The organism is Flavobacterium sp. 316 (assembly GCF_000967805.1).
GTDB lineage: Bacteria > Bacteroidota > Bacteroidia > Flavobacteriales > Flavobacteriaceae > Flavobacterium > Flavobacterium sediminilitoris.
The window spans coordinates 623,892-649,145 of the sequence record NZ_JYGZ01000001.1; the positions used below are offsets into that span (position 1 = coordinate 623,892).

Below are 25,254 nucleotides of genomic sequence, written 5' to 3' on the forward strand. Positions count from 1 at the left end.
TATTGATATTTTATAGCTTAATTTTAATGTTGAAATTCACCAAATAACTCAATCAATTTTTTTCGTCTATATTCAAAAATTTCATCGAGTTTAGGTTTTACTAATATTGGATGAACTAATTGACCTAAAATACCCATTGGAATCTTATAATCAATAATATCTTCCATTTCTATTCCACCTGGAATTTCTTTTAAAAAATGTTTATGATGCCAAAGAGAATATGGTCCATAACGTTGTTCATCTACAAAATATTTTTTGTCTTGAACATGAGTAATTTCAGTAACCCATTTTGTTGGAATACCTAAAATAGGAGTAACAATATATTGTATCATTTGCCCAGAAAACATAGGTTTATCAGCACCAGATAATATGTTGAATCCCATATAATCAGGAGTTATTATCTTTAGATTTTTTGGATTTGATAAAAACTCCCAAGCTTCATCTAATGTAATGGGTAAATTTTGTTTTTTATGAAGTGTATAAATTTTCACTACAGAATGTTTTGTTTAACAAATATATAAAAATATTAAACAAATATTTTTTAATTTTAGGAATAGCTTAACATATTCATTCTACATTTTTAGTAATTTCGTAAAAATTCATAATTATAACTTATACAAATAAAAATCAAGATGAAAAAGGTATTCATAATGGCATTGTTTGCATTATCTACGCTAACAATTAATGCCCAAGTAGAAACTCCACAAGCAAGTCCTGCTGCAAAAGTGGATCAGGTTGTAGGTTTAACAAATGTAAAAATAGATTATTCAAGACCAGGAGCAAAAGGGAGAACAGTTTACGGAGATTTAGTTCCTTATGGAAAGAATTGGAGAACAGGAGCAAATGCCAATACTGTAATTTCATTTGATGAAGACATTAAAGTTAATGGTAAAGATTTAAAGAAAGGGAAGTATGCTTTATATACAACTCCAAAAGCAGATAGTTGGGATGTAATTTTTTATACAGCAACAGATAATTGGGGATTACCAGAAAAATGGGATGAAAGTAAAGTAGCTTTAAGAACTACTGTAAAACCTGAAACGTTGAATAAATCTGTAGAATCATTTACTATTTCAATAAATAGTTTAACAAATGATAGTGCTACTTTAGATTTAGCGTGGGAAAGAACAACTGTTTCTGTTCCATTTACTGTTCCTACAAATGAAATAGCAATGAATAGTATAGAAAAAGCGTTAGCTGGACCAACTTCTAGAGATTATTTTTCAGCGGCTCAATATTATTACCAATCAAATAATGATTTAAATAAAGCATTAACTTGGATAAATAGTGCTGTTGAAATGACTCCAACAGGAGCAGATACACCATTTTGGTATTTACGTTTAAAATCATTGATTCAAGCGAAATTAGGAGATAAAAAAGGAGCAATTGCTACAGCTAAATCTTCTTTGAATGCAGCGGTTAAAGCAGGAAATGCTGATTATGAAAAAATGAATAAAGATAGTATTGCAGAATGGTCTAAATAATCATTTAAAACTATAAATAAAAAATCCGAACTTCTAAAAAGTTCGGATTTTTTTGTTTACTATTGAAAATACTCATAATAGATTTAAGAGTTGTTTTATTCTTTAACTATTATTTATTTCAGTTTCTTGTTTGGTTTTATTTAAAATTAATTGAATAATAGATGAAATAACTAAAGTTAGTAAAACACCAATGAAGTTTAGCCATAGATAACTTAGCTTTTCACTATCATTTGGTTGAATATGAATAGCAAAATAATAGATAATAAAAATAAGTGTTTGACTTATACATGCTCCTATAAAAATAGCTTCACCTTTTATATATTTAATATAGAATCCGACTAAGAAGATGCCTAATACAGTTCCATAAAAAACAGAACCGATTATATTTACTAACTGAATTAGGTTTTCAAAAAGGGAACTTATACAGGCAAAACCAATAGCAATAATTCCCCAAAATAGCGTAAAGTATTGTGTAGCATAAACATAGTGTTTATCAGATTTATCATTTACATTCCTTTTATATAAATCTATTGCTGTTGTTGCTGCAAGAGAGTTTAATCCTGAAGCACTAGAAGACATTGCGGCACTAAAAATTACAGCTAACAATAATCCTAACAATCCTTTTGGTAAGTAATGTAAAATAAAATATAGAAAAACATAGTCTTTATCATTTGTTTCAGAACCAGTATCTACTTTCTTAATTATTTCTTTTGCCTCTTCTCTTAACTCTTTTTCTTTTAATGAAAGTGCAACCATTTGTTTTCTTAATGTAGGATTGTCAAAATCATTATGCTGAAGTTGTTCAATATAAATTTTATTAACTACTTTTTTCTCTTCATTAATATGATCTAATTCACTTTCTAAATTTTCATAAGATTTTTTATGAGTAGATTCTTTTACTTTATTAACATTATTTGGATTAAAATGCAAAGGTGTATCGTTAAATTGAAAGAATACGAAAACTAAAACACCAGTTAAAAGGATAAAAAATTGCATTGGAACTTTTAAAAATCCATTCATTATTAATCCCATTTGACTTTCTTTTACTGATTTTCCAGAAAGATAACGTCCAACTTGTGATTGGTCTGTTCCAAAATAAGATAACATTAAGAAAAATCCACCTGTAATTCCACTCCAAAAGGTGTAACGTGTTTCAGGATTATATGAAAAATCTAGGATATCCATTTTACCATTGGCTCCAGCTACATGGAGTGCATTTGTAAAATCTAAGTCTTCAGGTAAATAATCAAGAATTAAGAAAAAGGTAATAAACATTCCCGATATGATAACAAACATTTGTTGCTTTTGAGTTACGTTTACTGCTTTTGTTCCACCTGTTACGGTATAAATAATTACTAAAACACCTATAATAATATTAAGCATTGTTAGATTCCATCCTAATAATGCAGAAAGAATAATAGATGGTGCATAAATCGTAATTCCTGTTCCTAAGCCTCTTTGAAAAAGAAAAAGAACAGCAGCAAGAGTACGAGTTTTTACATTAAAACGTTGCTCCAAATATTCATAAGCAGTATATACTTTTAATTTATGATATATAGGGATAAAAGTATAAGCAATAACAATCATTGCAAGTGGTAAACCAAAATAGAACTGAACGAATCCCATTCCATCATGATAAGCCTGACCTGGAGTTGATAAAAAAGTAATAGCACTGGCTTGCGTTGCCATAACAGAAAGGCCTACGGTGAACCATGGTGTTTCGTTATTGTCTAAAAGATAGTCTTTTACATTTGCGCTTCCTTTCGTTTTTAATGCACCGTAAATAACAATAAAAAGTAGTGTACACGATAGTACAATCCAATCTAAATTTTCCATATTAAGAGTAAATTTCCATTAAAATATAGAAAATCAAAATGTATAATGCATTTATAAGTAACACAAAATTGTAACTTCTTTTCCATTTATTTTTTTCTTCCATAGCAAGTTATTTGTCTAATGATATTAAATTAGCAAGTAGTCTATAAGCTCCAGAAACACCTTCTGGTAATTCTCTAAAAAAGCTTAAGCCAGTATAAATATAGTTTCCTTTTCCATGTTTTGCAATTAAAAGTGCACCTTCCTTTTGATTTTCTCCTTCATCTGCTGCACTTAAAATAGGAGTGAAAGAAGTACTCCATTTATTTGGATAATATAAACCTTGCTCTTGAATCCAATTTTCAAAATCCTTAGTAGTTATTTTATTTGGTGCATTTAAAACAGGATGATTTGGGTTTAGAAAAGTGATTTTTGCTTTTTCATTTGTTACTCTATCTCTAGAAATTACTAATTCATAAGGAGCAACTTCTTTAGTTAATAACCCATTAGTTGTATTGTATTGAACAATTAAATTTCCGCCATTTGAAACATATTGAAAAAGTTCTTTGTTTTTAAATTTTAGCTCTTCAATAGTATTAAATGCTCTAATTCCTAAGATTACAGCGTCGAATTTATTTAAATTTTCAACAGAAATTTCATGTGGATTGATATATGTTATTTGATATCCAATATTTTCTAAATTTTTACCAACTTCATCTCCAGCGCCAATTAGATAGCCAATATTTTTACCTTTAATTTGAATGTCTAGTTTTACTAATTTTCCTTCTGATGGTTGTAAAATAGTTTGTTTTGGTATATGATCATATTTAATTTCTACACATTCTAATTGATGTTTTTCAGTATTGGTATTTATTTCAACAGAAAAATCGGTGCTACTTTCATTTTTTGGTGGAAAAACTTTAAATAAGATTGTTTTTTCCTCATTTTTTGAAGCAATTGAAAAAGGAATTTCTTTTGGTTCAACTTTCCAGCTAGAATCTAAAATTAACTTTGCAGTTCCTTTACTATTTTCTTTATTAGATTTTAATTTTACTATAATTTCTTTTGGTTCATTATTATTAAAAATGGAAACTTTATTGACTATTTCAGATGTAACTTCCGGTAAAACTGAAAAAGGGATATAAGTTTCTCCTTTTTCAGGATCATTTTTTTTATAGACTAAATTTTTCACAAAATCGATTTTTGTTCCTTCAATTTCTATCGAAAAAATGATAGGAAATTGTAATTTTTCTTCTGGAAGAATTCTAATAGATTTATTAGATACTTGATACATTCCTACAGTTGGTTTTTCTTTTAACCAAAATAGATTTGTGTATTCAATTGTATTTGGAATTTTAAAGTTTTTTTCTTCAAAGTTTACTTTTTCATTATTTAGTAATACTTTGTTTTCTGTCTTCTTATTCTGATTAAGAATAGAAATATTTAAAAGTTTTACATTTGAATTACTTCTATTTATCGCTTCAAAATTTATTGTGATAGTTTCATTTTTAGTAGCTTTTTCGGTTGAAGTAATGGCTTCTAAATATAAACCACTACAAGCTTCAATAATTTTAGATATTTGATTGGTTTTGGTTGTTTTCCAATAACTATCATCTAATTTTTGAATTAATAGATAGGCTTTAACTAATTCAGGAATATGATTAGATGGATTTTTAAAATCAAAATTTACTTCAATTTTATTTAATATTTGTCCAATTGTTGCTCCATTTTTTATTCTATTCCATGAAGTATCAATTCCTTCAAAAATATTAGAAGCATTAGGTAAACTTCCTTTTAAAAGTTCTAAATATTCTGTTTCACTCCCTCTTGAACCTGTTGCTCCAAAACCTTGACATTTATGTTGGCTTCTACTTAAAGCTGCAATTTCATGATTACTTTTTCCTTTTAGTGGATAATATACATTTGCATTAAATGTTAATAAATTTGATTTATCTGCTTTTTCAAAGGCTTCTTCACTCCCATAAAACCACCATGATGTATTAAAAAAGACTCTACTTGGCTTTGTTGATAATTTATTATAAGCTTCTAAACTCAATATTGCAGAAGCTGTGTGATGTCCGTGAGTTGTACCAGGAGTTCTATGATTAAACCTATTAATAACAATATCTGGTTGAAATGTTTCCATTACTTGTATAACATCTTCTAAAACTTGCTCTTTGTTCCAAATAGAAAAGGTTTCATTAGGTTCTTTTGAATAGCCAAAATCATTAGCACGAGTAAAAAATTGGTTTCCACCATCAATATTTCGGGCAGCTAATAATTCTTGCGTTCTTATTGCTCCTAATTTTTCTCTTAATTCAGGTCCTATTAAATTTTGACCACCATCTCCACGTGTAAGTGATAGATAAGCTGTTTCAGCATGATAATGATTAGCGAAATAAGTAATTAATCGAGTGTTTTCATCATCTGGATGAGCGGCTACATAAAGTACTTTTCCTAAAAAATTTAATTTTTGAATGGCTTCATAAATTTCATTAGAGTTTGGTTTTTTGGGAGCTTGTGCTTGAACGAAAAGAGTAAAAAGTAAAAGGAATAAAGGATATTTTTTTATCATTTTTTTATAGTTTTTAAAACTCTAAATTTAAAATTAGGCTTAAAAATAAAAAAGGAAGATTTAAATTCTTCCTTTTTAACATTATTTTATAAGATGATTTTAATCTGTAAATTCTTGATCTTCAAAATTTGATTTCACAATAAGAATTCCTTTTTGCATTAATAAATTATTTGGATAGGTAATTTGTTCATCATCACTTGTTTTTAAAATAATATAAAAGGCTTTAATATCTTCAATTTCTCCTTCTAAAGGATAATCTTTATCTAATATTTTTATTTTATCTCCAATTTTGAATGGATAAGAGAAGAATAAGATAATTCCAGCTGAAATATTGCTTAAAATAGACCATTGTGCAAAAGAAGCAACACCCACAACTGCAAAAACTGATGATACAAAAATGAAAATTTGTTCTTTTTCTACACCCCAAATTATAATGATTGAAAAAATAGCTAATAATCCAAGTAGGATATTAATGTATTTAATTACAAGATTTGTTCTATGTTCTAAAGATTCATTTACCCGAGCAAATTTTTTAACTACTTCCGAAGAGAATAATTTCAAAATAAAGAAAATACAAATAGCAATGAATGTTAGTATTTCTTGATGTAAATATGGGTTTTCAATAAATTTAAGCATAATCTAACAGTTTTGAATAAACTTTTTCAACAGGTAAACCAACAACATTTGTATATGAACCTTCAATTTTTGAAATGCCTATTAGACCAATCCATTCTTGAATACCATAAGACCCTGCTTTATCAAATGGTTTGTAATGATCCAAATAATAAGTTATTTCTAAATCTGATAACATTTTAAATGTTACATGAGTTATTTCGTGAATTGTTTCTACTCTATTTTTAGTTTTAAAAGAAACAGATGTAATCACTCTATGCGTTTTTCCCGACATAGATTGCAACATTTTAAATGCATCATCGTAATTTTTTGGTTTACCTAGTGCTTTCTCTTCATGCCAAACAATTGTGTCACTTGTGATTAAAATGTCTTTTTCTTGAAGGTTTTCAAAAGCATTTGCCTTTAATTCAGATAAAAAATTCGTTATTTCTTCTGCTTTTAGAGTATCTGGATATATTTCTTCAACTTCTTTTAGTTGAATAGTAAAAGGAACATCCATTTCTTTAAAAAATTGTTGTCTTCTTGGTGAACCAGAAGCTAAAATGATATTATATTGATTTAATTTGTCTTTAAGCATTTTTTATAGAATAAGTTACAACAGCAATCGATAAAATTCCAAAGAAAAGAACTAGTTTTAAAACTAAACTTAAATGTTTAAAATCTTGCTTGGTTTTTGCGCTCCATAGTTTAATAATACAATAGAGTAGAGGACCTACAATAAATAATAATCCATAATATAACACATAATCATAATCTAATAAGTTTTCATTAATGTAATAAATTAATAGAATAATAGGAATAAGAATTAAAAAGCTAACTAGTTTTGCTGTTCTAGTTTCTCCTAAAAGAATAGGTAAGGTTTGAATTCCTGAAGCATAATCACCATCAGTGTCTTCAATATCTTTTATAATTTCTCGTATAAAATTAATAATAAAGGCGAATATTGCATAATCAAATAGTACTCCAAAAGCTTGTCTCATTTGGATTGTGTTTCCTTCATAAGTAGCTGGAAATAAATCAAAAACGCCAAGAATAATTATACTGAAGGATAGAATGAAAGCAACTGTAATATTACTTATGATTAGAATTCTTTTGAGATATGTTGAATAAATATACAATAAAGCTGCTATAAAAATAAAAATAGTAAATAAGCCTTTTTTACCAACAGCATTTGATAAGTAAAATCCAATTCCTACACCAATAATATTTAAAGTTACATAAATATTATAAGCTATACTTTCAGAAATTGATTTCCCTACAATTCTATCTTTTGGTTTCGAAATTTCATCATTCTCTTGATCTATTATATTGTTAATCACATATCCAGCAGCAGCAATACAAACTGTTGAGAGAACTAATAGTATAAATTGGAAAGTTGAAAGAGACAGAAAATTGTTTGTTGGTGTTAAATTTGTATAAGTTGCCGATTTTAAATATGTATATCGAAAAAGTACTTGCATGAAAGCAAGTATAAGTAGGTTTTGAAAGCGTATTAATTTTAAGTATTTCATATTTTTTTTAGTAATTAGGGTCAGTATTTAGTAATCAGTGAATAGTGGTCAATTATTTATCTGATTTTACACCAAATTTTGTAGGATTTAGAATCATATAATTTATTAGTTTTCCTTTTTTATTATTTCTTTCAATCAAAGATTGGTAAACATTATTAGTAATGTATTCACAAGCTTTAAAGAATTCAAGCTAAGTTTGCGTCTCTGAATTTTCAGCATCACAATCGGTTAACTTGCTACGAAAATACTTTTGGATAATCTCTTTTTTATAGGCTTCAGCAATATTAGCACAAACACTTCTTGAACTCCTTCTAATTTAATCAGTTAAAGAATATTTTTCTTCTTGTGGAAAGAACTTAGATATTTTAAAAATTAACATAGCCATTTCAAAACTTTTTTTATAAGCCAATGAGTCTTGATATTTCATTTCAATTAAATTTTATTGCTAATAAACTGAACACTAATAACTGATTACTTTAAATTAATCATATTTAGCATCAAAATGAGCCATCCATTTTCCTTGTACTTTCATTACTTGTTCAATAACATCTCGTACACATCCATTTCCTCCATTGATATGAGAAATATATTTACTTAAATTTTTAATTTCTGGAGCTGCATTTTGAGGACATGTTGGTAAACCTACTAATTTCATTACATGATAATCCGGAATATCGTCACCCATATATAACACTTGTTCAGGTTTAATATTGTAAATATCTATAAATTCTTTAAAGGTTTCTACTTTATCGGAAACCCCCAAATGGATGTCAGTTATTCCTAAATTACGTAAACGAACACGTACTCCTTCATTACTTCCACCAGAAATAATACAAACGGTATAACCATTTTCAACAGCCGCTTTCATGGCATATCCATCACGAATGTTCATATTTCTAAGCATTTCACCTGTTTGTGTAACATGAATAGTTCCATCTGTAAGTACACCATCAACATCAAGGATGAAAGTAGTGATTTCGTTCATTAGTTCTTTATAACTTTTAGACATTTTGTATCGATTGGGTTAATAATTTATATAATTCTTGATAGTTTGAATTTTGTAGAAATTCAATATGTTTTTCAATGGTTTTAGTATCATTTCTCAACGCTGGTCCAGTTTGTGCTTCTTTTGGAGATAATTCAGTTATTTTATTAGCAGTTTCAATTATTAAAGGTTGCAATATTTCAAATGGGACTCTGTTTTCGTTACAAATTTGATTTCCAATTTGATATAAATGATTCACAAAATTACACACAAAAACAGCAGCTACATGTAAACTTTTACGTTGTTCAGACGAAATAGCATAGGCTTTTTTTGAAATTAAGTTTGCCAATATTTCTAAAGTTTTATAATCACTTTCATTTTCCGTTTCCAAACAAATTGGAATAGTTGAAAAATCTACAACTTTAGATTTACTAAACGTTTGCAAAGGATAAAAAACACCTTTTCTATTCTTATTATCTAAAACGGAAAGTTCAGAAGTACCAGATGTATGTACCACTAAACGATTTTTAAAAGGCAAATTACTTGCAACTTCTGCAATAGCATTATCAGAAACTGAAATAATATAAACATCCGCTTCTTCAATTTCGTCATAATTTGAAGTAATTCGATTTTCGGTAATTAAATGAGAAATATTATTTTTATTACGAACAAAAACTTGAACGATAGTTACTTCGTCTGTTTTTAACATTACTTTTAATAGGTGTTGGGCAACATTTCCGTTACCAATAATTACAACTTTAATCATGAGGCTAAAATACTACTTTTTTAGAAAAGACATTGTTAAGGATAAGTCAATCTTATTTAATTGTTAACAAGAGAAAGAAATAAAGAATTATCTTAATAATTTCTACTATTTTTGTTAACTTAAATTTATATGATGAAGAAATTATACTTTTTACTATTTGTTTTGTTCGGATTGCATGTACATGCACAGATTGTTAATATTCCAGATGCTAATTTTAAAGCGAAACTGTTGAGTGCAAATTCAACAAATACTATTGCAAAAGACTTAACTGGAGAATGGTTTAAAATTGATGCTAATAATGATGGTGAGATTCAAGAGAGTGAAGCTTTACAGGTTAGTTACTTAGCTGTTACTGATTCAAATATTGCTAATCTTGATGGTTTAAATTATTTCAATAATCTGACAAACTTAGATTGTGCTAGAAATATATTAACTGATATAGATGTAAATCAAAATATTTTATTAGAAACGTTTAGCTTTTCTGGTAATCAATTAACTACTATCGATTTGAGCCAAAATATTAAATTAAAGCATTTAGCATTTTCAGGTAATCAATTTGTTACAATTGATTTAAGTTCAAATAATGAGCTGGTTAGTTTATGGTTTTCATATAATCCATTAACTTTTATTTCAATTAAAAACACAAAAATAATTACTGCAACAACTTTTTCAAATTGTCCAAATTTAGTATATATATGTGCGAATGAAAATCAAATTCCTGATCTTCGATATAAGATACAAAGTTATGGTTATAATAATTGTGAGATAAATTCATACTGTTCATTTGTTCCTGGTGGGGAATATTTTTTAATTGAAGGGGAAGCAAGACTTGATAATAACTTGAATGGTTGTGATATATTAGATGTTGACTATGAAAATTTATATTTTAATCATTTTATAAATGGAAATTTAGTAGGAGCATATATTTCAAATTCTACAGGCTTTTATTCTATTCCAGTTCAAGAAGGTTCTCATACTATAACTCCAAATTTAGAAAACCCAACCTATTTCAATATTTCTCCAACAAGTCTTACGGTTGATTTTCCAACACAAGCAAGCCCATTTACTCAAGATTTTTGTGTTACTGCAAATGGAGTTCATTCAGATGTTGAAGTAGTTATTTTGCCAACAGTTCCTGCAAGACCTGGTTTTGATGCTAAATATAAAATTTCGTATAGAAATAAAGGAAATCAAGTTGAAAATGGAAGTGTTTCTTTAACTTTTGAAGATACCGTTTTGGATTATCTTTCTTCAAATCCTGTTTTTAATAGTGCTACAACAAATAGTTATACATGGAATTATAGCAATTTACAACCGTTTGAAACTAGAGAAATTGAAGTGTTTTTTAATGTAAATTCTCCAATGGAAACTCCAGCAGTTAATATTGATGATGTTTTAAATTATACTGCTACTATTGCAACTTCAAATACAGATGAAACTCCTGATGATAATGAATTTACATTAAATCAAATCGTGGTTGGTTCTTATGATCCAAATGACAAAACGTGTTTAGAAGGGGAAACTGTTGGTCCAAACATGATAGGTGAGTACGTACATTATTTAATTCGTTTTGAAAATACAGGAACTTATCCTGCTGAAAATGTTGTGGTAAAAGACATGATTGATTTGACTAAATTTGATTTGTCTACTTTAATCCCATTAAAAGGAAGTCATGAGTTTTATACTAGGATTAAGGATAATAAAGTAGAATTTATTTTTGAAAACATCAATTTAGACTTCAATGATGCTACAAATGATGGTTATGTAGCTTTCAAAATTAAAACAAAATCTAATTTAACTGTTGGAAGTGCTTTTTCAAATAATGCCAATATTTATTTTGATTATAATTTTCCAATTACAACAAATACTTACACGACTACGATTCAGGCTTTAAGTATACAAGATTTCGATTTTAGTTCAAAATTTACTTTATATCCAAATCCAGTTCAAGATGTATTGCATTTCAATTCAAAAGAGAATATAACTATTCAATCGGTTGAAATTTATAATATGTTAGGTCAAGTTGTATTAACAGTTCCAAATGCAACGAAATCAATTGATGTTTCTAATTTAACTAAAGGAAATTATTTTGTAAAAGTGAATACAGAAAAAGGTAGTTCGAATACCAAATTTGTAAAAAAATAGTTTTTTACTTATTAAAAAAACGTTAAATTTTATTTAAATCCCAATTCTGATCGAATTGGGATTTTTTCTTTTTATAGTAGTATTTTTTTTATTCTTTTTTAAAACTCATTCTATAAATTATTTTAAATGCATTTTTTGAGTTAATTCATTCCTTTTCGAGTAGCTAAATATTGAATTTTGTAGGATTAGTTGGAAATACAGTATGTTGAGTTATTCGTAATATAAAGTACATTTGTGCATCCAAATCTAATATTTATGAACAAAAAATACGTTTTATTTACGATTTTATCAGGATTTTTTATGTGTGCCCAAAATGTAAATTTACCTGACATTAATTTTAAAGCTAAGTTATTAACTGCTAATCAAGGAAATACTATTGCAAAAGACTTAACTGGAGAATGGTTTAAAATTGATGCAAATGATGATGGAGAAATACAAGTAATTGAAGCAGAAGAAGTAAGTTATTTAAATCTTAATAATTCTAATATTTCAGATTTAACAGGAATAGAAAATTTTATTAGTTTAACAGGATTGAATTGTTTTACTAATGAATTGACTTCATTAAACGTTTCTAATTTAATAAATTTAAAAACGTTGCATTGTGGTGCTAATCAATTGACATCATTAGATGTTACTGGATTGATTAACCTAAAAGAGTTAAGTTGTTCAATTAACCAATTAGTTGTGTTAGATGTTTCTAGTTTGTCTAGTTTAGTTGCCTTGGATTGTAAAAATAATCCAATTACGTCACTAGATTTTTCTAATTTAATAAATTTAAGAAAGTTAAATTGTTCAGAAACTCAGTTGATTTATTTGAATTTGAAAAACAATAATCCATCTCTAATTGATGTATATTCTGAAAATACTCCCAATTTGGCATATATATGTGCAAATGAAGAGGATATTTCATGGATTCAAAATACTGTTGATAGTTTTGGATATACTAATTGTAATATAAATAGTTATTGCGATTTCACACCAGGAGGAACATATTATGAGATTACAGGAAATATAAAATATGATTTTAATGGTAATGGTTGCGATGTTGATGACTCTTTATATCCTAATCTTAATTTTTCAATTGCAAACGGAACAAATACAGGTAGTTTTATTGCTAATGGTTCAGGTAATTTTAATATTCCTGTAGATGCTGGGACACATATATTGACACCAAACCTTGAAAATCCGAGTTATTTTACTATTTCTCCAGTAAATATAACAGTAGATTTTCCTACACAGGTAAATCCTGCTTTAAAAGATTTTTGTATTATTTCAAACGGTGTCTATTCTGATGTTGAAGCAATTATTATAACAAGAATTGCTGCAAGACCAGGTTTTGATGCACATTATAAAATTTCGTATAGAAATAAAGGTACAGAAGTAGAAAATGGAACAATTACATTTACTTATGATGCTACAGTTTTAGACTATGTTTCTACTAATCCAGTTTTTGAAAGTCAAACAGTAAATACTTTTACCTGGAATTATAGCAATTTACAACCTTTTGAAACGAGAGAAATTGAAGTCGTTTTGAATGTAAATTCTCCAATGGAAACTCCAGCTATTAATAATGGTGATATTTTAAATTATTCTGCTGTTATTTCAACTTCAAACACAGACGAAACACCAAATGATAATGAATTTACATTAAACCAAACAGTTGTAGGTTCTTATGATCCAAATGATATAACGTGTTTAGAAGGAGAAACGATTGCTCCAGATATGATAGGCGAATATGTTCATTATTTAATTCGTTTTGAAAATACAGGAACATATTCTGCTGAAAATGTTGTAGTCAAAGATATGATTGATTTATCTATGTTTGATTTAACCACTTTAGTTCCATTAAAAGGAAGCCATGATTATTATACAAGAATTAAGGATAATAAAGTAGAATTTATTTTTGAAAACATCAATTTAGATTTTAATGATGCTACAAATGATGGTTTTGTAGCTTTTAAAATTAAAACAAGATCAAATTTAGTTGTTGGTGATACTTTTTCAAATGATGCCAATATTTATTTTGATTATAATTTTCCGGTTACAACAAATACTTATACTACAGCTATTCAAGCTTTGAGTGTACAAGATTTTGATTTTGGTTCGAAATTCACATTATATCCAAATCCAGTTCAAGATGTTTTAAATTTCAATTCAAAAGAGAATATTGCTATCCAATCGGTTGAAATTTATAATATGTTAGGTCAAGTTGTATTAACAGTTCCAAATGCAACGAAATCAGTTGATGTTTCTAATTTAACTAAAGGAAATTACTTTGTAAAAGTGAATACAGAAAAAGGAAACTCAAATACTAAGTTTATTAAGGAATAATTTTCTTTTGTATAAATAATTCAATAAAAAACTCGTTTAGAAATTCTAAACGAGTTTTTTTATAGATTATATTAGTCTTATCTCAAACTAGCTCCTAATTGGTTTTCGAAATTAGTTTGTAGTTTAGACATGATTTTTTCAATTTCCTTATCATTTAAGGTTTTGTTCTCATCTTGAATAATGAAACTAACAGCATATGATTTTTTACCTTCTGGTAAGTTTTTACCTTGGTATACATCAAAAAGATTAATATCTTTTAATAGCTTCTTTTCAGTTTGTTTAGCAATTTTATAAACTTCTTCAAAGGTTGTTGCATTGTTTAATAATAAGGCTAAATCTCTTCGTACTTCAGGGTATTTTGGGATATCAGTAAACTTAATTTTGTTAGAAACGTATTTTTGAATTTTTCCCCAATTAATATCAGCATATAAGACTTCTTGTTTAATATCAAAGTGTTTTAAAATTGATTTCTTAACAGTTCCAAATTCTACAATAACTTCTTTTCCTATAGCTAAACTAATTCCTTCTGAAAAAATATCATTTTCTACTGGTAAACTAGATATTTTACTATCTAAACCAACTCTTGATAAAATAGAGTTTATATATCCTTTAAATAAGAAGAAATCAGATTTTTGCTGAGTTTGAACCCAATTTTCTTCTGTTCTATTTCCTGTTACAAACAACGTAAGGTGCTTATTTTCTTCATATCCAGAAGGTAAATTATGATAGGTTTTCCCAAATTCAAATAATTTTAAATCGCCACGTTTTCTATTTATATTGAATGAAATAGCTTCTAAACCAGAAAATAACATAGATTGACGCATTGCAGACAAATCGTTGCTTAATGGGTTTAACATTATTACATTGAATTCTTCTTTTAAATTTTCAGATAGCTTAATATAATTAGGTGTTGTTAAAGAATTAGCCATCATTTCATTGAAGCCTAATGAGCATAGTTGATTTGCAACAATATTTTGTACTTTATATTCTTCTGTTCTTGAAGAATTTGCAATTGTAGCATTTAACTTTTCAGTAAATTTAATATTATTGTAACCGTAAACTCTTAGAATTTCTTCAATAACGTCTATTTCTCTTTGAACATCAACTCTATAAGAAGGAATAACTAATCCTAAACCAGCTTCAGTAACGTTTGTAACTTTAATATCTAAAGAAACTAATATTTTTTTGATTATTTCTTTCGGTAATTCTTCTCCTATTACTTTTGTAACTTTTTCAAAATTTAAGAATACTTGGAAGTCTTCTATTTTCTTAGGGTAAATGTCAACAATATCCGATGTTATTTCTCCACCAGCAACTTCTTGTATTAATAATGCAGCTCTTTTTAAAGCATAAGATGTTATTGTAGGGTCTATTCCTCTTTCAAAACGAAAAGAAGCATCAGTATTTAAAGCATGTCTTTTAGCTGTTTTTCTTACAGAAACAGGGTTAAAATAAGCACTTTCTAAGAAAATAGCAGTTGTATTTTCATTAACTCCAGAATCTTTTCCTCCAAAAACGCCAGCTATACACATTGGTCCATCTGCATGACAAATCATTAGATCTTCTGCATCTAAAGTACGTTCTACATCATCAAGTGTTGTGAATTTTGTTCCTGCTTCAACTGTTTTAATGATTACCTTGTTTCCTTTTATCTTATTAGCATCAAAAGCATGTAATGGTTGACCTAATTCATGTAATACATAATTAGTAACGTCTACAATATTGTTTTTTGGAGTTAACCCAATTGCTTTTAATCTATTTTGTAACCATGACGGAGAAGGTTTCACTGTAATATCAGAAATGGTAACACCACAATAGCGTGGAGCTAGTTTGTCATCTTCTACAGAAACATCTACTTTCAGAGTACGTTTATCAACTTTAAAATTACTTACAGATGGAGTTATTAATTCAATAATTTTATCTTTAAGTACTAACCCAGCTTTTAAATCTCTTGCTACTCCAAAATGACTCATCGCATCGGCACGATTTGGAGTTAAACCAATTTCGAAAACTTCATCTGTTTCTACATCAAAAACATCTTTCCCTAATGTTCCAGGCTTAAGATCTTCGTTAAGAATCATAATTCCATCATGACCTTCTCCAAGTCCTAGTTCATCTTCAGCGCAAATCATTCCGAAACTTTCTTGACCTCTTATTTTTCCTTTCTTTATTTCAAAAGCGTTTCCTTCTTTATCGTATAGTTTGGTTCCTATAGTTGCTACAGGAACTTTTTGTCCAGCAGCTACATTTGGTGCACCGCAAACAATTTGAACAGGTTCTTTTCCATCACCTAAATCAACAGTTGTGATTTTTAATTTATCTGCATCAGGGTGTTTTTCACATGTTAATACATGTCCTACAACAATACCTTCTAATCCTCCTTTTAAGCTTTCAAACTTGTCAACGCCTTCTACTTCTAGTCCTAGGTCTGTTAGTAGAGAAGATGTGTCCTCTGAATTCCAATCTATTTTAATGAATTGTTTTAACCAATTGTATGAAATACGCATTTTGTATCGAATTTTAAAGTTGCAAAGATAAGTATTGTAGCTTTTAGTTTAAAATATATTTTTAGTAAAATCCTTTTTCTTATTTATTGATAATTTAACTTTTTTATAGTAGTATTTTTATGTTTTTTGTAAAAAAAACACGTTAAAATAGCTTTAATATCAAATTTGTGCTATAAAATGGATAAAATGTGCTATTAATAATTAGGTATTGAAATTAAATTTGGAAAGAATCAAAAAAAATAAAATTATGAGTAATTTAATTCAGAGACCAAATTTTAAAGAAAAGTATGATAATTATATTGGAGGTAAATTTGTAGCTCCAGCTTCAGGACAATATTTTGATGTTTATTCTCCAATTGATGGAAAAGTTTTTACGCAAGCTGCTCATTCATCAAAAGAAGATTTAAATTTAGCTGTTGATGCTGCTAGTGAAGCATTTACATCATGGAGTCGTGTTTCATCCACAGAAAGGAGTAATTTGTTAAATAAAATTGCTCAGATTATGGAGGATAATTTAGAATATTTAGCCGCAGTGGAAACTGTAGATAATGGAAAAGCAGTAAGAGAGACTTTAGCTGCTGATTTACCTTTAGCAATTGATCATTTTAGATATTTTGCTAGTGTTATTAGAGCAGAGGAAGGTTCGTTAAGTGAATTAGATGAGAATACTGTTTCTCTAATTGTAAATGAACCTTTAGGTGTAATTGCTCAAATTATTCCATGGAATTTCCCAATTTTAATGGCAGTGTGGAAGTTAGCTCCAGCTTTAGCTGCTGGAAATTGTGTGGTTTTAAAGCCAGCAGAGAATACTCCAATTTCTATATTAGTTTTAATGGAATTAATAGGTGATTTATTGCCTGCGGGAGTTTTAAATGTTGTTAATGGTTTTGGAGCAGAATTGGGAAGAGCTTTAGTAACCAATCCTAAAGTAGTTAAAGCTGCTTTTACAGGTTCAACAGCAACAGGTCGTTTAGTAATGCAATATGCAACTGAAAACATTATTCCTGTTACTTTAGAGTTAGGAGGAAAATCACCGAATGTCTTTTTCCCTTCAGTAATGGATCATGATGATGCTTATTTAGATAAGGCAATAGAAGGAGCTGTTCTATATTGTCTAAATCAAGGTGAAATTTGTACTTGTCCATCTCGATTATTAGTTCATGAAGACATTTATGATAAGTTTATAGAACGTGTTTTGCAACGAGTTGCTGCAATTAAAATAGGTAATCCTTTAGATCCAACAGTTATGATGGGAGCACAGTCTTCAAAAGTGCAAAAAGATAAGATTATGTCTTATTTAAAATTAGGAAAAGAAGAAGGAGCAGAATTATTAATTGGTGGTGATGAAAATGTATTAGGAGGTGAGTTAAGTGAAGGTTATTACATTCAACCAACCGTATTTAAGGGACATAATAAAATGCGCATTTTTCAAGAAGAAATTTTTGGTCCTGTTTTAGCAGTAACAACATTTAAAACAACAGAAGAAGCTTTAGAAATTGCAAATGATACCATATATGGTTTAGGAGCAGGTGTTTGGACTCGTGATGCACATGAATTATATCAGGTTCCAAGAGCTATTAAAGCAGGAAGAGTTTGGGTAAATCAATATCATGCTTATCCAGCAGGAGCACCATTTGGAGGCTATAAACAATCTGGAGTTGGTAGAGAAAATCATAAAATGATGTTAGATCATTATCGTCAAACTAAGAATATGTTAATTTCTTATGATAAAAATAAACTAGGGTTCTTTTAATAAGAGATTTTTAAGCCCAGTTTTTTAAAACTGGGCTTATTATTAAATGAGTAATTTATGGAAAAAATTAAAAGATTAGATGTTACTGATACTGCTTTAGAATTAGTAGAAAATTTAAAAACTAAATTTGGAGATTTGATGTTCTATCAAGCAGGTGGATGTTGTGAAGGTACACAACCACAGTGCTTTGAAAAAGGTACTTTTTTTCCAAGAACGAATGATGTCTGCATTGGTCAAATTATAGGATTTGATTTTTGGATTGATAAAGATTTATTTGAATATTGGAAACATGCCCATTTTACTTTAGATGTTATGGATGGAATAGGAGCAGGTGGGTTTTCGTTAGAAACACCTTATAATAAGACATTTATTGTAAAATATAGAATTTTTAATGAAGATGAATTGAATAATTTAGAAGAGATTCGATTAAATACGTATGATTAATCAGCTGTAAAATTCATTAGTTGATACTGTTTTGGTGTTACACCTTCATATTTTTTAAATAATCGAATGAAATAGTTGCAGTCTTCAAATCCGGTTGCATAAGAAACTTCGTTAATTTGAATTTTAGGATTGCTTAGTAATTTTTTCGCAAATTTTATTTTTTCGTTTAATATGTATTCAATAGGGCTTATTCCTAGCTCTTTCTTAAAATTTCTATAAAAGGAAGTAGTACTCATACATGCTTTTTCACATAAATCTTTTAATTGTATTGGATTTTGAATATTGTTTTTGATATATTCAATACTGGCTACAATAGGACTATCAATGTTTATAGTTTTCGAATTATTAAAACGTTTAACCGTTTGTGTTTGAATAATTCGTATTATTAATTCTTGCAAGGTCAAATCAGCAAGAGCATCTTTTGTAATAGACGTACCCATACATTCTTTGATAAGTTTGTTAATTGTATTGGCTAATTCTATATTGTTATAAAAGAAGTAGTTTTCATGATCTAATTTCCATAAATTGTTTTTCCCTTCTTTTGGATATTTTTCATTTAAAAAAGAAAGAGTATCTGTTATTACTTTGTTATCAATAGCTAAAGCAATACATTGTGTTGGGTTTTCTTTTGATGCTTCTGGAAAATCGATTTTCATTTCAACATTTGAAGGAACTATTACAGTTTCACCAGGTAAATATTCAAACTTTGGTTCATCAAATAAATGCATTACTTTTTTACCTCTTAACATACTTGTTACTACTAAATCATTAAATTTTAGAGGTACTAAATCCGATTTTTTATAGGTTTCAAAAATGTTTAATTCGCAATGGTCTAATGAGAAAATAGTCCTATTTTCCACTAATGTTTTTAATGATTTTTCATGTGTAAGTGAGGGTTTATCAAGTAATGTTTTTATTGACATAATACTATAAAAATTTGGAACTCCAATTTAAGAAATTATATGATATTATAGTATTAAAATTCTCTAAAAAATAGGTTTCTAAAGAATTTCTTCAACATGTTTTTTAATATTACTTGCTATTTTATCTGTTGGTAAATCATTTGCATCATTTCCAAATGGATCTTCAATTTCTTCGGCAATAAGTTCTAAACTAGCTAAAACATAAAAGGTAAAAACTACAACAGGAATTACATAATATCCTAAATTGAATACATAACCAAATGGCAATGTCATGATATAAAAGAAAATAAATTTCTTTATAAAAGCACTGTAAGAGTAGGGAATGGGTGTGTTTTTGATTCGTTCACAAGCTCCACAAATATCTGTAAAAGATTGCATTTCATGATTAATTATAATTAATTGATCTCCTGAAATTTTCCCACTTGTGTGTAAATCATTAATTTTTTGAATAAGCATTTTTGCTACTTGATTAGGACGATGTTTGTGTTGGTCGATTTGTAGTTCTAAATCATCAAAAAGCATTTTTGCAGTTTTATCATCTGTTAAATGTTTTTGCAACATAGATGCGTAGCTAGGAATTATTTTTCTAAAAAAGGCTCTGTCATTTTCATCTTTTAATATGGCTGATAATTTTAAAGCTAAATTTCTGCTATTGTTTACTAATGCTCCCCAATGCTTTCTTCCTTCCCACCAACGGTCATAAGCTGTATTTGTCCTGAAAACTAATAGTAAGGAGATTACGAAACCTAACATTCCATGCATTATGGTAATGTTTTTTACATGACTAGCTTCGGATAGTTTCCAATATTCTATTTCTAAATAAGCTACAGCATAAGAATATAAACCAATGGTAATCATCATTGGAATTAAGGTTCTAAAAGTATCTGATTTATGAAATCTGAATATAAAAGTAATCCAGTCTTTTGGGTTATATTGTACCATATTTTTAGTAAGGTTTATTTTTAAAAACACAAAATTAACAAATTAATTTAAGCTTAGTGTTCCTGCTAGTTCTTTTAGGTTAATTTCTGATAATTTTGTTTGATATTGTGCATTTGAATAGCGCACAGAAGCTTCTATGAAATTTTGTTGTGCAGTTCTAAATTCTATTGTAGTAATGGTTCCAATTTTAAATTTTGCTAATGTAATATCAAGATTTTGTTTTGCAATTTCAGCGTTTTGTTCTTCTACTTTTACTAATTCTAAGTTGGTTTCATAACTTGCAAATAAGGAAGCAATTTGCGATTCTAATGTTACTTTTTGTTGTTCTAATAGAAAAGTAGCGTTTTCTACTTCATATTTGGCTGCTCTTTCATTTTTATTTTGTAAAAAACCATTGAAAACAGGAATACTAGCCGAAATACCGTAAACAAAACCTTGTCCAGATGATTGTGTAATAAAACCTAATGAAGCTTCTGAGCGAGAAAAGTTATAACCAGAAGTTAATCGGACTGTAGGATAACGGTTTCCTTTTACGTTTTTCAAATTTAAATCAATTAGTTTTTTTGATAAAATTTGGGTTTGTAATTGTGGATTTTGTTGTAGAGCCATTTCCTTTAGTTCTTCATAATTTAGATCTTCTTCTATAAGTATATCTTGAATGACTTTAAAATCGGTTTGAACTTCTCTGGCTAATAGTTCATTGAGTTTAATTTTGGTTGTTTTATAAATTTCTTTTTGCTTTAATAAAAGGCTTTTGTCAGTATTTAAATCTACTTGAGCATTTAGCACTTCTAATTTTGATGCTTTTCCAATGGTAAATCGATTTTGAGCTGTTGTGAGTCTTTGATTGGAAATAACAATTGCGCTATCAATTGATGCCATTACTTGTTGCTGTTGTACTAAGTCATAGTAAGTAAGATACACATCGCTTATTTTTGATAGTATTGAAGCTTGAAGTTCTGTTTTCCCTTGTTGTTCTAACACTTCAAGTTGTTCTTTTTTTACGAACATTCTCAATCCATCAAAAATAGTCCAATCTAATCCTATTCCATAATTTAAATTGAAATTTTTAGCATTGTTAAGTGTTCTTACTGAACCATCTGCTTGAGTTTGACTTGTGTTTAATTGACTATTATTATTTGTTAAGGTTGCATTTATAGATGGAAGTAAGCCAGCATTAGCTAAATTATTATTGGTTTCATCAATCTTTAAATTATTTGTTGCAATTTTAATTTCATAATTGTTTTCTAATGCTATTTTTATAGCGCTTTCAAGAGTTAATGTTTCTTGTGCTTGAAGTTGAAAACTAAAAGAAAAAAGGAGTATGTATTTTAAAATATTAGGCATCATTTTATTTTTCTAAATTATCAAATTCAGGGCGATGTTTCCTTTGTTTAGACCATAATAAATAAATAGTTGGAATAACAAATAAGGTAAGTACTAATGAAAATAAAGTTCCTCCTACGATTACAACACCCATTCCCATTCTACTAGCTGAAGCTGCTCCTAATGATAGGGCTATTGGTAAAGCTCCTAAAGCAATGGCTAAACTTGTCATTAGAATAGGTCGCAAACGAGCTTCTGAGGCTTCAATAATAGCTTCATACTTTGATTTTCCTTGTTCCCGAAGTTGATTAGCAAATTCTACAATTAAAATTCCATTTTTTGTTACTAGTCCAATTAGCATAATGGTTCCAATTTGACTAAAAATATTCCATGTTTGCCCAAATAACCATAGTGAAAATAATGCTCCTGCAACTGCCATTGGAACTGTTAATATGATGATGAATGGATCAATAAAGCTTTCAAACTGAGCGGCTAATATTAAAAAGATTAATAATAAAGCTAGTCCAAATGCAAAAGAGGTGTTTGAGCTACTTTCTACAAAGTCTCTAGATTCTCCCCCTAAATCGGTTGTAAATGTATCGTCTAACACTTTGGTTTTTATTGTATTCATGGCTTCAATTCCATCATTTATACTTTTTCCAGGCGCTAAACCAGCACTTACTGTTGCAGACATGTATCGGTTATTGTGATAGAGTTGTGGAGGATTGCTTTGTTCTTCAATTGAAACCACGTTATCCATTTGGATTAATTCTCCTTTATCATTTTTAACAAAAATTGAGGTTAAGTCTAATGGACTCGCTCTGTCTTCTTGTAAAAATTGTCCGATTACTTGATATTGTTTTCCATTTTTCATGAAATAGCCAAAACGTTGACCACTAAGTGATAATTGTAGATTTTGTGCAATATCAATAACTGAAATTCCTAAACTTTTGGCTTTTTCTCTGTCAATAGTAACATTGATTTCAGGTTTATTGAATTTTAAATTTACATCTACCATGGAAAATGTTTCATCTTTAGCTGCCTCTTCCATAAAAACTGGAATTTTTTCTTGTAGTTTTTCAAAGTTTTGAGCTTGAATAATATATTGTATGGGTAAACCACCTCGTCTGCTTACAGATATAGTAGGCTGCTGGATTACAGAGGTTTTAACATCAACATATTTTTTTGTCCATTTAGATAATTCATCAGCAATATCCATTTGAGAGCGTTCTCTTTCACTAGGGTCTTTTAATGATATTCTAATGAAACCACTGTTTACTGACGACGAGCCTCCAAATCCAGGTGATGATATTACAAGACTTACTTTTTTTTCGGGTATAGAATCGTCTACTAATTGCGATATTTCTTGCATAAATCTATCTGTGTATTCATAAGTAGCTCCTTCTGGAGTTGACATTCTCATGACGAAACTGCTTCGATCATCTAAAGGTGCTGTTTCTTTTTGAATAACATTAAAGAATAGATATATTAAACCAAAGCAGAATATTATAATTGCAAAACTAATCCATTTGTGTTTTACAAATCTTTCTAAATAAGTTGCATAGCCTGAGTTTAGTTTTTCAAAATAGGGCTCGGTTATATCATAAAATTTAGTTCTTTTTTGTTCACCACCTTTCATTAAATAGGCATTTAACATAGGTGTTAATGTTAATGAGACAAAAGCTGAAACAAGTACTGCTGCTCCTATGACGACTCCAAATTCTCGAAATAATCTTCCTACGAATCCTTCTAAAAAGATAACAGGTAAGAATACCGCTGCTAGTGTTATAGATATGGAAATTACGGCAAAAAAGATTTCATTGGAGCCTTTTATCGCTGCTTCAATAGGACTCATTCCTTCTTCTACCTTTTTGAAGATATTTTCTGTTACTACAATCCCATCATCAACGACTAAACCTGTTGCTAAAACAATAGCTAATAGTGTTAATACATTAATAGAGAAACCAAATAACCACATTATAAAAAAGGTAGCTATTAAGGAAACAGGAATATCAATTAATGGACGAAATGCTATTGCCCAGTTTCTAAAGAATAAATAAATGATTAGAATTACTAATATAATAGATATTAATAGGGTCTCTGCTACTTCGGTTACTGATCGTTTTACGAAAACAGTTGTGTCAATCGCTATGTTTAATTGGATGTCTTTTGGTAAATCCTTTTTTAATTTTTCAAATTCTTCATAAAAAGCATCTGAAATATCTATATAGTTCGCTCCAGGAAGTGGCACTATTGCTACTGCTACAAGTGGTTTGCCAGATTGTGTAAGTTGCGTCTCAATGTTTTCAGGACCTAGAATTGCGTATCCTATATCGCTTAGTCTTATTATTTTTTCTCCATCGGAACGAATTATAATGTTATTGAATTCTTCTGCTGAAGATAGGTTTCCAAGGGTTTTTACGGTTAATTCTGTATTATTTCCTGTGATTTTACCTGATGGTAATTCTACATTTTGTTCGTTTAAGGCTTTTCTAACATCAGAAACGGTTATACCATAAGATGATAGTTTGTTTGGGTTAATCCACAATCGCATGGCATAACGTTTTTGTCCCCAAATTTGAATACCACTTACTCCTGGAATTGTTTCTAAACGTTGTCCTATGACATTTTCGGCATAATCGCTTAGTTCAAGTGCATTTCGAGTTTCACTTTGAACGGTCATGGATATAATGGCTTCGCTATTAGCATCTGCTTTTGAAACTATAGGTTGGGAATCAATGTCTTCGGGCAGATTTCGTATAGCTTGAGATACTTTATCTCTAACATCATTAGCAGCTTCTTCTAAGTCTTTTTCTAGATTAAATTCGATCGTAATAGAACTACTTCCTTGGTTACTAGAGGAAGTTATGTTTCGAATTCCATCAATAGAGTTTATGGCTTTTTCTAATGGTTCTGTAATTTGAGATTCTATAATATCTGCATTAGCACCTGTGTAATTTGTTCGAATTGAAATTTGGGCTGGATCTATAGAAGGATATTCTCTTACTCCTAAAAATTTATAACCAATGAAGCCAAATAGTATTATGGCAAGATTCAATACTATTGTTAAAACAGGTCTTTTTATACTTAATGTAGATAGGCTCATGTGAATTT

General features: G+C 28.6%; 18 protein-coding genes and 1 pseudogene. 5 read left to right on the forward strand and 14 right to left on the reverse strand.

The features are described 5' to 3' along the window. Nucleotides 1–23 precede the first annotated feature (23 nt). The gene (locus SY27_RS02870) at nt 24–491 is read right to left on the reverse strand and encodes an SRPBCC family protein (protein WP_045967216.1); all 468 of its coding nucleotides are present in this window, start codon (nt 489–491) and stop codon (nt 24–26) included. Between the two features lie 141 nt (nt 492–632). On the opposite strand from SY27_RS02870, the gene SY27_RS02875 reads away from it, so the two are divergent. Beyond that, nucleotides 633–1,484: a DUF2911 domain-containing protein gene (locus SY27_RS02875; RefSeq protein ID WP_045967218.1), complete on the forward strand. Its 852-nt coding sequence runs from the start codon at nt 633–635 to the stop codon at nt 1,482–1,484. A gap of 102 nt (nt 1,485–1,586) precedes the next feature. Here the strand turns inward: SY27_RS02875 and SY27_RS02880 are convergent, their stop codons facing one another. The 8 genes and pseudogenes from SY27_RS02880 to SY27_RS02915 form a co-directional block, all read right to left on the reverse strand. Beyond that, a complete protein-coding gene (locus SY27_RS02880; protein WP_045967220.1) occupies nt 1,587–3,320 on the reverse strand; it encodes a sodium:solute symporter in 1,734 nt (577 codons plus the stop codon). Nucleotides 3,321–3,429: 109 nt separating this feature from the next. Beyond that, on the reverse strand, nt 3,430–5,874 hold the full coding sequence (locus SY27_RS02885; protein WP_045967222.1) for a PIG-L family deacetylase: 2,445 nt from the start codon (nt 5,872–5,874) through the stop codon (nt 3,430–3,432). Nucleotides 5,875–5,973: 99 nt separating this feature from the next. Next, nucleotides 5,974–6,510 carry a mechanosensitive ion channel domain-containing protein gene (locus SY27_RS02890; protein ID WP_045967226.1) on the reverse strand — a complete coding sequence of 179 codons (537 nt, stop codon included), beginning with the start codon at nt 6,508–6,510 and terminating at the stop codon, nt 5,974–5,976. Further along, nucleotides 6,503–7,084 carry a Maf-like protein gene (locus tag SY27_RS02895; RefSeq protein WP_045967228.1) on the reverse strand — a complete coding sequence of 194 codons (582 nt, stop codon included), beginning with the start codon at nt 7,082–7,084 and terminating at the stop codon, nt 6,503–6,505. The genes SY27_RS02890 and SY27_RS02895 overlap by 8 nt, the downstream gene beginning before the upstream one ends. After that, entirely contained in the window at nt 7,077–8,018 is a 942-nt protein-coding gene (locus tag SY27_RS02900) for a geranylgeranylglycerol-phosphate geranylgeranyltransferase (RefSeq protein WP_045967230.1), read from the reverse strand. The genes SY27_RS02895 and SY27_RS02900 overlap by 8 nt, the downstream gene beginning before the upstream one ends. Before the next feature lie 190 nt (nt 8,019–8,208). After that, nucleotides 8,209–8,445: pseudogene (locus SY27_RS19260) on the reverse strand (four helix bundle protein). Between the two features lie 54 nt (nt 8,446–8,499). Continuing rightward, nucleotides 8,500–9,027 (reverse strand): HAD family hydrolase, encoded by a 528-nt coding sequence (locus SY27_RS02910; protein ID WP_045967231.1) that lies wholly within the window; start codon nt 9,025–9,027, stop codon nt 8,500–8,502. Next, entirely contained in the window at nt 9,020–9,769 is a 750-nt protein-coding gene (locus tag SY27_RS02915) for a Rossmann-like and DUF2520 domain-containing protein (protein ID WP_045967233.1), read from the reverse strand. The genes SY27_RS02910 and SY27_RS02915 overlap by 8 nt, the downstream gene beginning before the upstream one ends. A gap of 129 nt (nt 9,770–9,898) precedes the next feature. Between SY27_RS02915 and SY27_RS02920 the strand changes: the two genes are divergently transcribed. Both SY27_RS02920 and SY27_RS02925 read left to right on the forward strand, forming a co-directional pair. Further along, on the forward strand, nt 9,899–11,914 hold the full coding sequence (locus tag SY27_RS02920) for a T9SS type A sorting domain-containing protein (protein ID WP_369793051.1): 2,016 nt from the start codon (nt 9,899–9,901) through the stop codon (nt 11,912–11,914). Between the two features lie 255 nt (nt 11,915–12,169). Then, nucleotides 12,170–14,245 carry a T9SS type A sorting domain-containing protein gene (locus tag SY27_RS02925; protein ID WP_045967237.1) on the forward strand — a complete coding sequence of 692 codons (2,076 nt, stop codon included), beginning with the start codon at nt 12,170–12,172 and terminating at the stop codon, nt 14,243–14,245. Nucleotides 14,246–14,322: 77 nt separating this feature from the next. Here SY27_RS02925 and pheT read toward each other — a convergent pair whose 3' ends face one another. After that, nucleotides 14,323–16,752, reverse strand: a complete 2,430-nt coding sequence (gene pheT, locus SY27_RS02930; RefSeq protein WP_045967238.1) for a phenylalanine--tRNA ligase subunit beta — start codon at nt 16,750–16,752, stop codon at nt 14,323–14,325. Between the two features lie 247 nt (nt 16,753–16,999). Between pheT and SY27_RS02935 the strand changes: the two genes are divergently transcribed. Then, the gene (locus SY27_RS02935; protein ID WP_045967239.1) at nt 17,000–18,505 is read left to right on the forward strand and encodes an aldehyde dehydrogenase family protein; all 1,506 of its coding nucleotides are present in this window, start codon (nt 17,000–17,002) and stop codon (nt 18,503–18,505) included. A gap of 57 nt (nt 18,506–18,562) precedes the next feature. Further along, complete coding sequence (locus SY27_RS02940) at nt 18,563–18,949, forward strand: DUF779 domain-containing protein (RefSeq protein WP_045967241.1); 387 nt, start codon at nt 18,563–18,565, stop codon at nt 18,947–18,949. Here the strand turns inward: SY27_RS02940 and SY27_RS02945 are convergent. The 4 genes from SY27_RS02945 to SY27_RS02960 all read right to left on the reverse strand — a co-directional run bounded on the left by SY27_RS02945 (nt 18,946) and on the right by SY27_RS02960 (nt 25,246). Next, nucleotides 18,946–19,872, reverse strand: coding sequence for an AraC family transcriptional regulator (locus SY27_RS02945; RefSeq protein WP_082084291.1), 927 nt, complete (start codon nt 19,870–19,872; stop codon nt 18,946–18,948). The genes SY27_RS02940 and SY27_RS02945 overlap by 4 nt on opposite strands. Nucleotides 19,873–19,950: 78 nt before the next feature. Then, nucleotides 19,951–20,814: a bestrophin family protein gene (locus SY27_RS02950; protein WP_045967243.1), complete on the reverse strand. Its 864-nt coding sequence runs from the start codon at nt 20,812–20,814 to the stop codon at nt 19,951–19,953. Nucleotides 20,815–20,856: 42 nt separating this feature from the next. After that, nucleotides 20,857–22,164, reverse strand: a complete 1,308-nt coding sequence (locus SY27_RS02955; RefSeq protein WP_045967249.1) for a TolC family protein — start codon at nt 22,162–22,164, stop codon at nt 20,857–20,859. A gap of 1 nt (nt 22,165) precedes the next feature. Further along, the gene (locus SY27_RS02960) at nt 22,166–25,246 is read right to left on the reverse strand and encodes an efflux RND transporter permease subunit (RefSeq protein WP_045967251.1); all 3,081 of its coding nucleotides are present in this window, start codon (nt 25,244–25,246) and stop codon (nt 22,166–22,168) included. Nucleotides 25,247–25,254: the final 8 nt, after the last annotated feature.

Coding starts and splice junctions, on each gene's coding strand:
- SY27_RS02895 (WP_045967228.1), bottom strand. CDS start 7,084: ATGCTTAAAGACAAATTAAATCAATATAATATCATTTTAGCTTCTGGT.
- SY27_RS02915 (WP_045967233.1), bottom strand. CDS start 9,769: ATGATTAAAGTTGTAATTATTGGTAACGGAAATGTTGCCCAACACCTA.
- SY27_RS02900 (WP_045967230.1), bottom strand. CDS start 8,018: ATGAAATACTTAAAATTAATACGCTTTCAAAACCTACTTATACTTGCT.
- SY27_RS02875 (WP_045967218.1), top strand. CDS start 633: ATGAAAAAGGTATTCATAATGGCATTGTTTGCATTATCTACGCTAACA.
- SY27_RS02945 (WP_082084291.1), bottom strand. CDS start 19,872: ATGTCAATAAAAACATTACTTGATAAACCCTCACTTACACATGAAAAA.
- SY27_RS02960 (WP_045967251.1), bottom strand. CDS start 25,246: ATGAGCCTATCTACATTAAGTATAAAAAGACCTGTTTTAACAATAGTA.
- SY27_RS02935 (WP_045967239.1), top strand. CDS start 17,000: ATGAGTAATTTAATTCAGAGACCAAATTTTAAAGAAAAGTATGATAAT.
- SY27_RS02890 (WP_045967226.1), bottom strand. CDS start 6,510: ATGCTTAAATTTATTGAAAACCCATATTTACATCAAGAAATACTAACA.
- SY27_RS02940 (WP_045967241.1), top strand. CDS start 18,563: ATGGAAAAAATTAAAAGATTAGATGTTACTGATACTGCTTTAGAATTA.
- SY27_RS02880 (WP_045967220.1), bottom strand. CDS start 3,320: ATGGAAAATTTAGATTGGATTGTACTATCGTGTACACTACTTTTTATT.
- SY27_RS02925 (WP_045967237.1), top strand. CDS start 12,170: ATGAACAAAAAATACGTTTTATTTACGATTTTATCAGGATTTTTTATG.
- pheT (WP_045967238.1), bottom strand. CDS start 16,752: ATGCGTATTTCATACAATTGGTTAAAACAATTCATTAAAATAGATTGG.
- SY27_RS02910 (WP_045967231.1), bottom strand. CDS start 9,027: ATGTCTAAAAGTTATAAAGAACTAATGAACGAAATCACTACTTTCATC.
- SY27_RS02920 (WP_369793051.1), top strand. CDS start 9,899: ATGATGAAGAAATTATACTTTTTACTATTTGTTTTGTTCGGATTGCAT.
- SY27_RS02950 (WP_045967243.1), bottom strand. CDS start 20,814: ATGGTACAATATAACCCAAAAGACTGGATTACTTTTATATTCAGATTT.
- SY27_RS02955 (WP_045967249.1), bottom strand. CDS start 22,164: ATGATGCCTAATATTTTAAAATACATACTCCTTTTTTCTTTTAGTTTT.
- SY27_RS02885 (WP_045967222.1), bottom strand. CDS start 5,874: ATGATAAAAAAATATCCTTTATTCCTTTTACTTTTTACTCTTTTCGTT.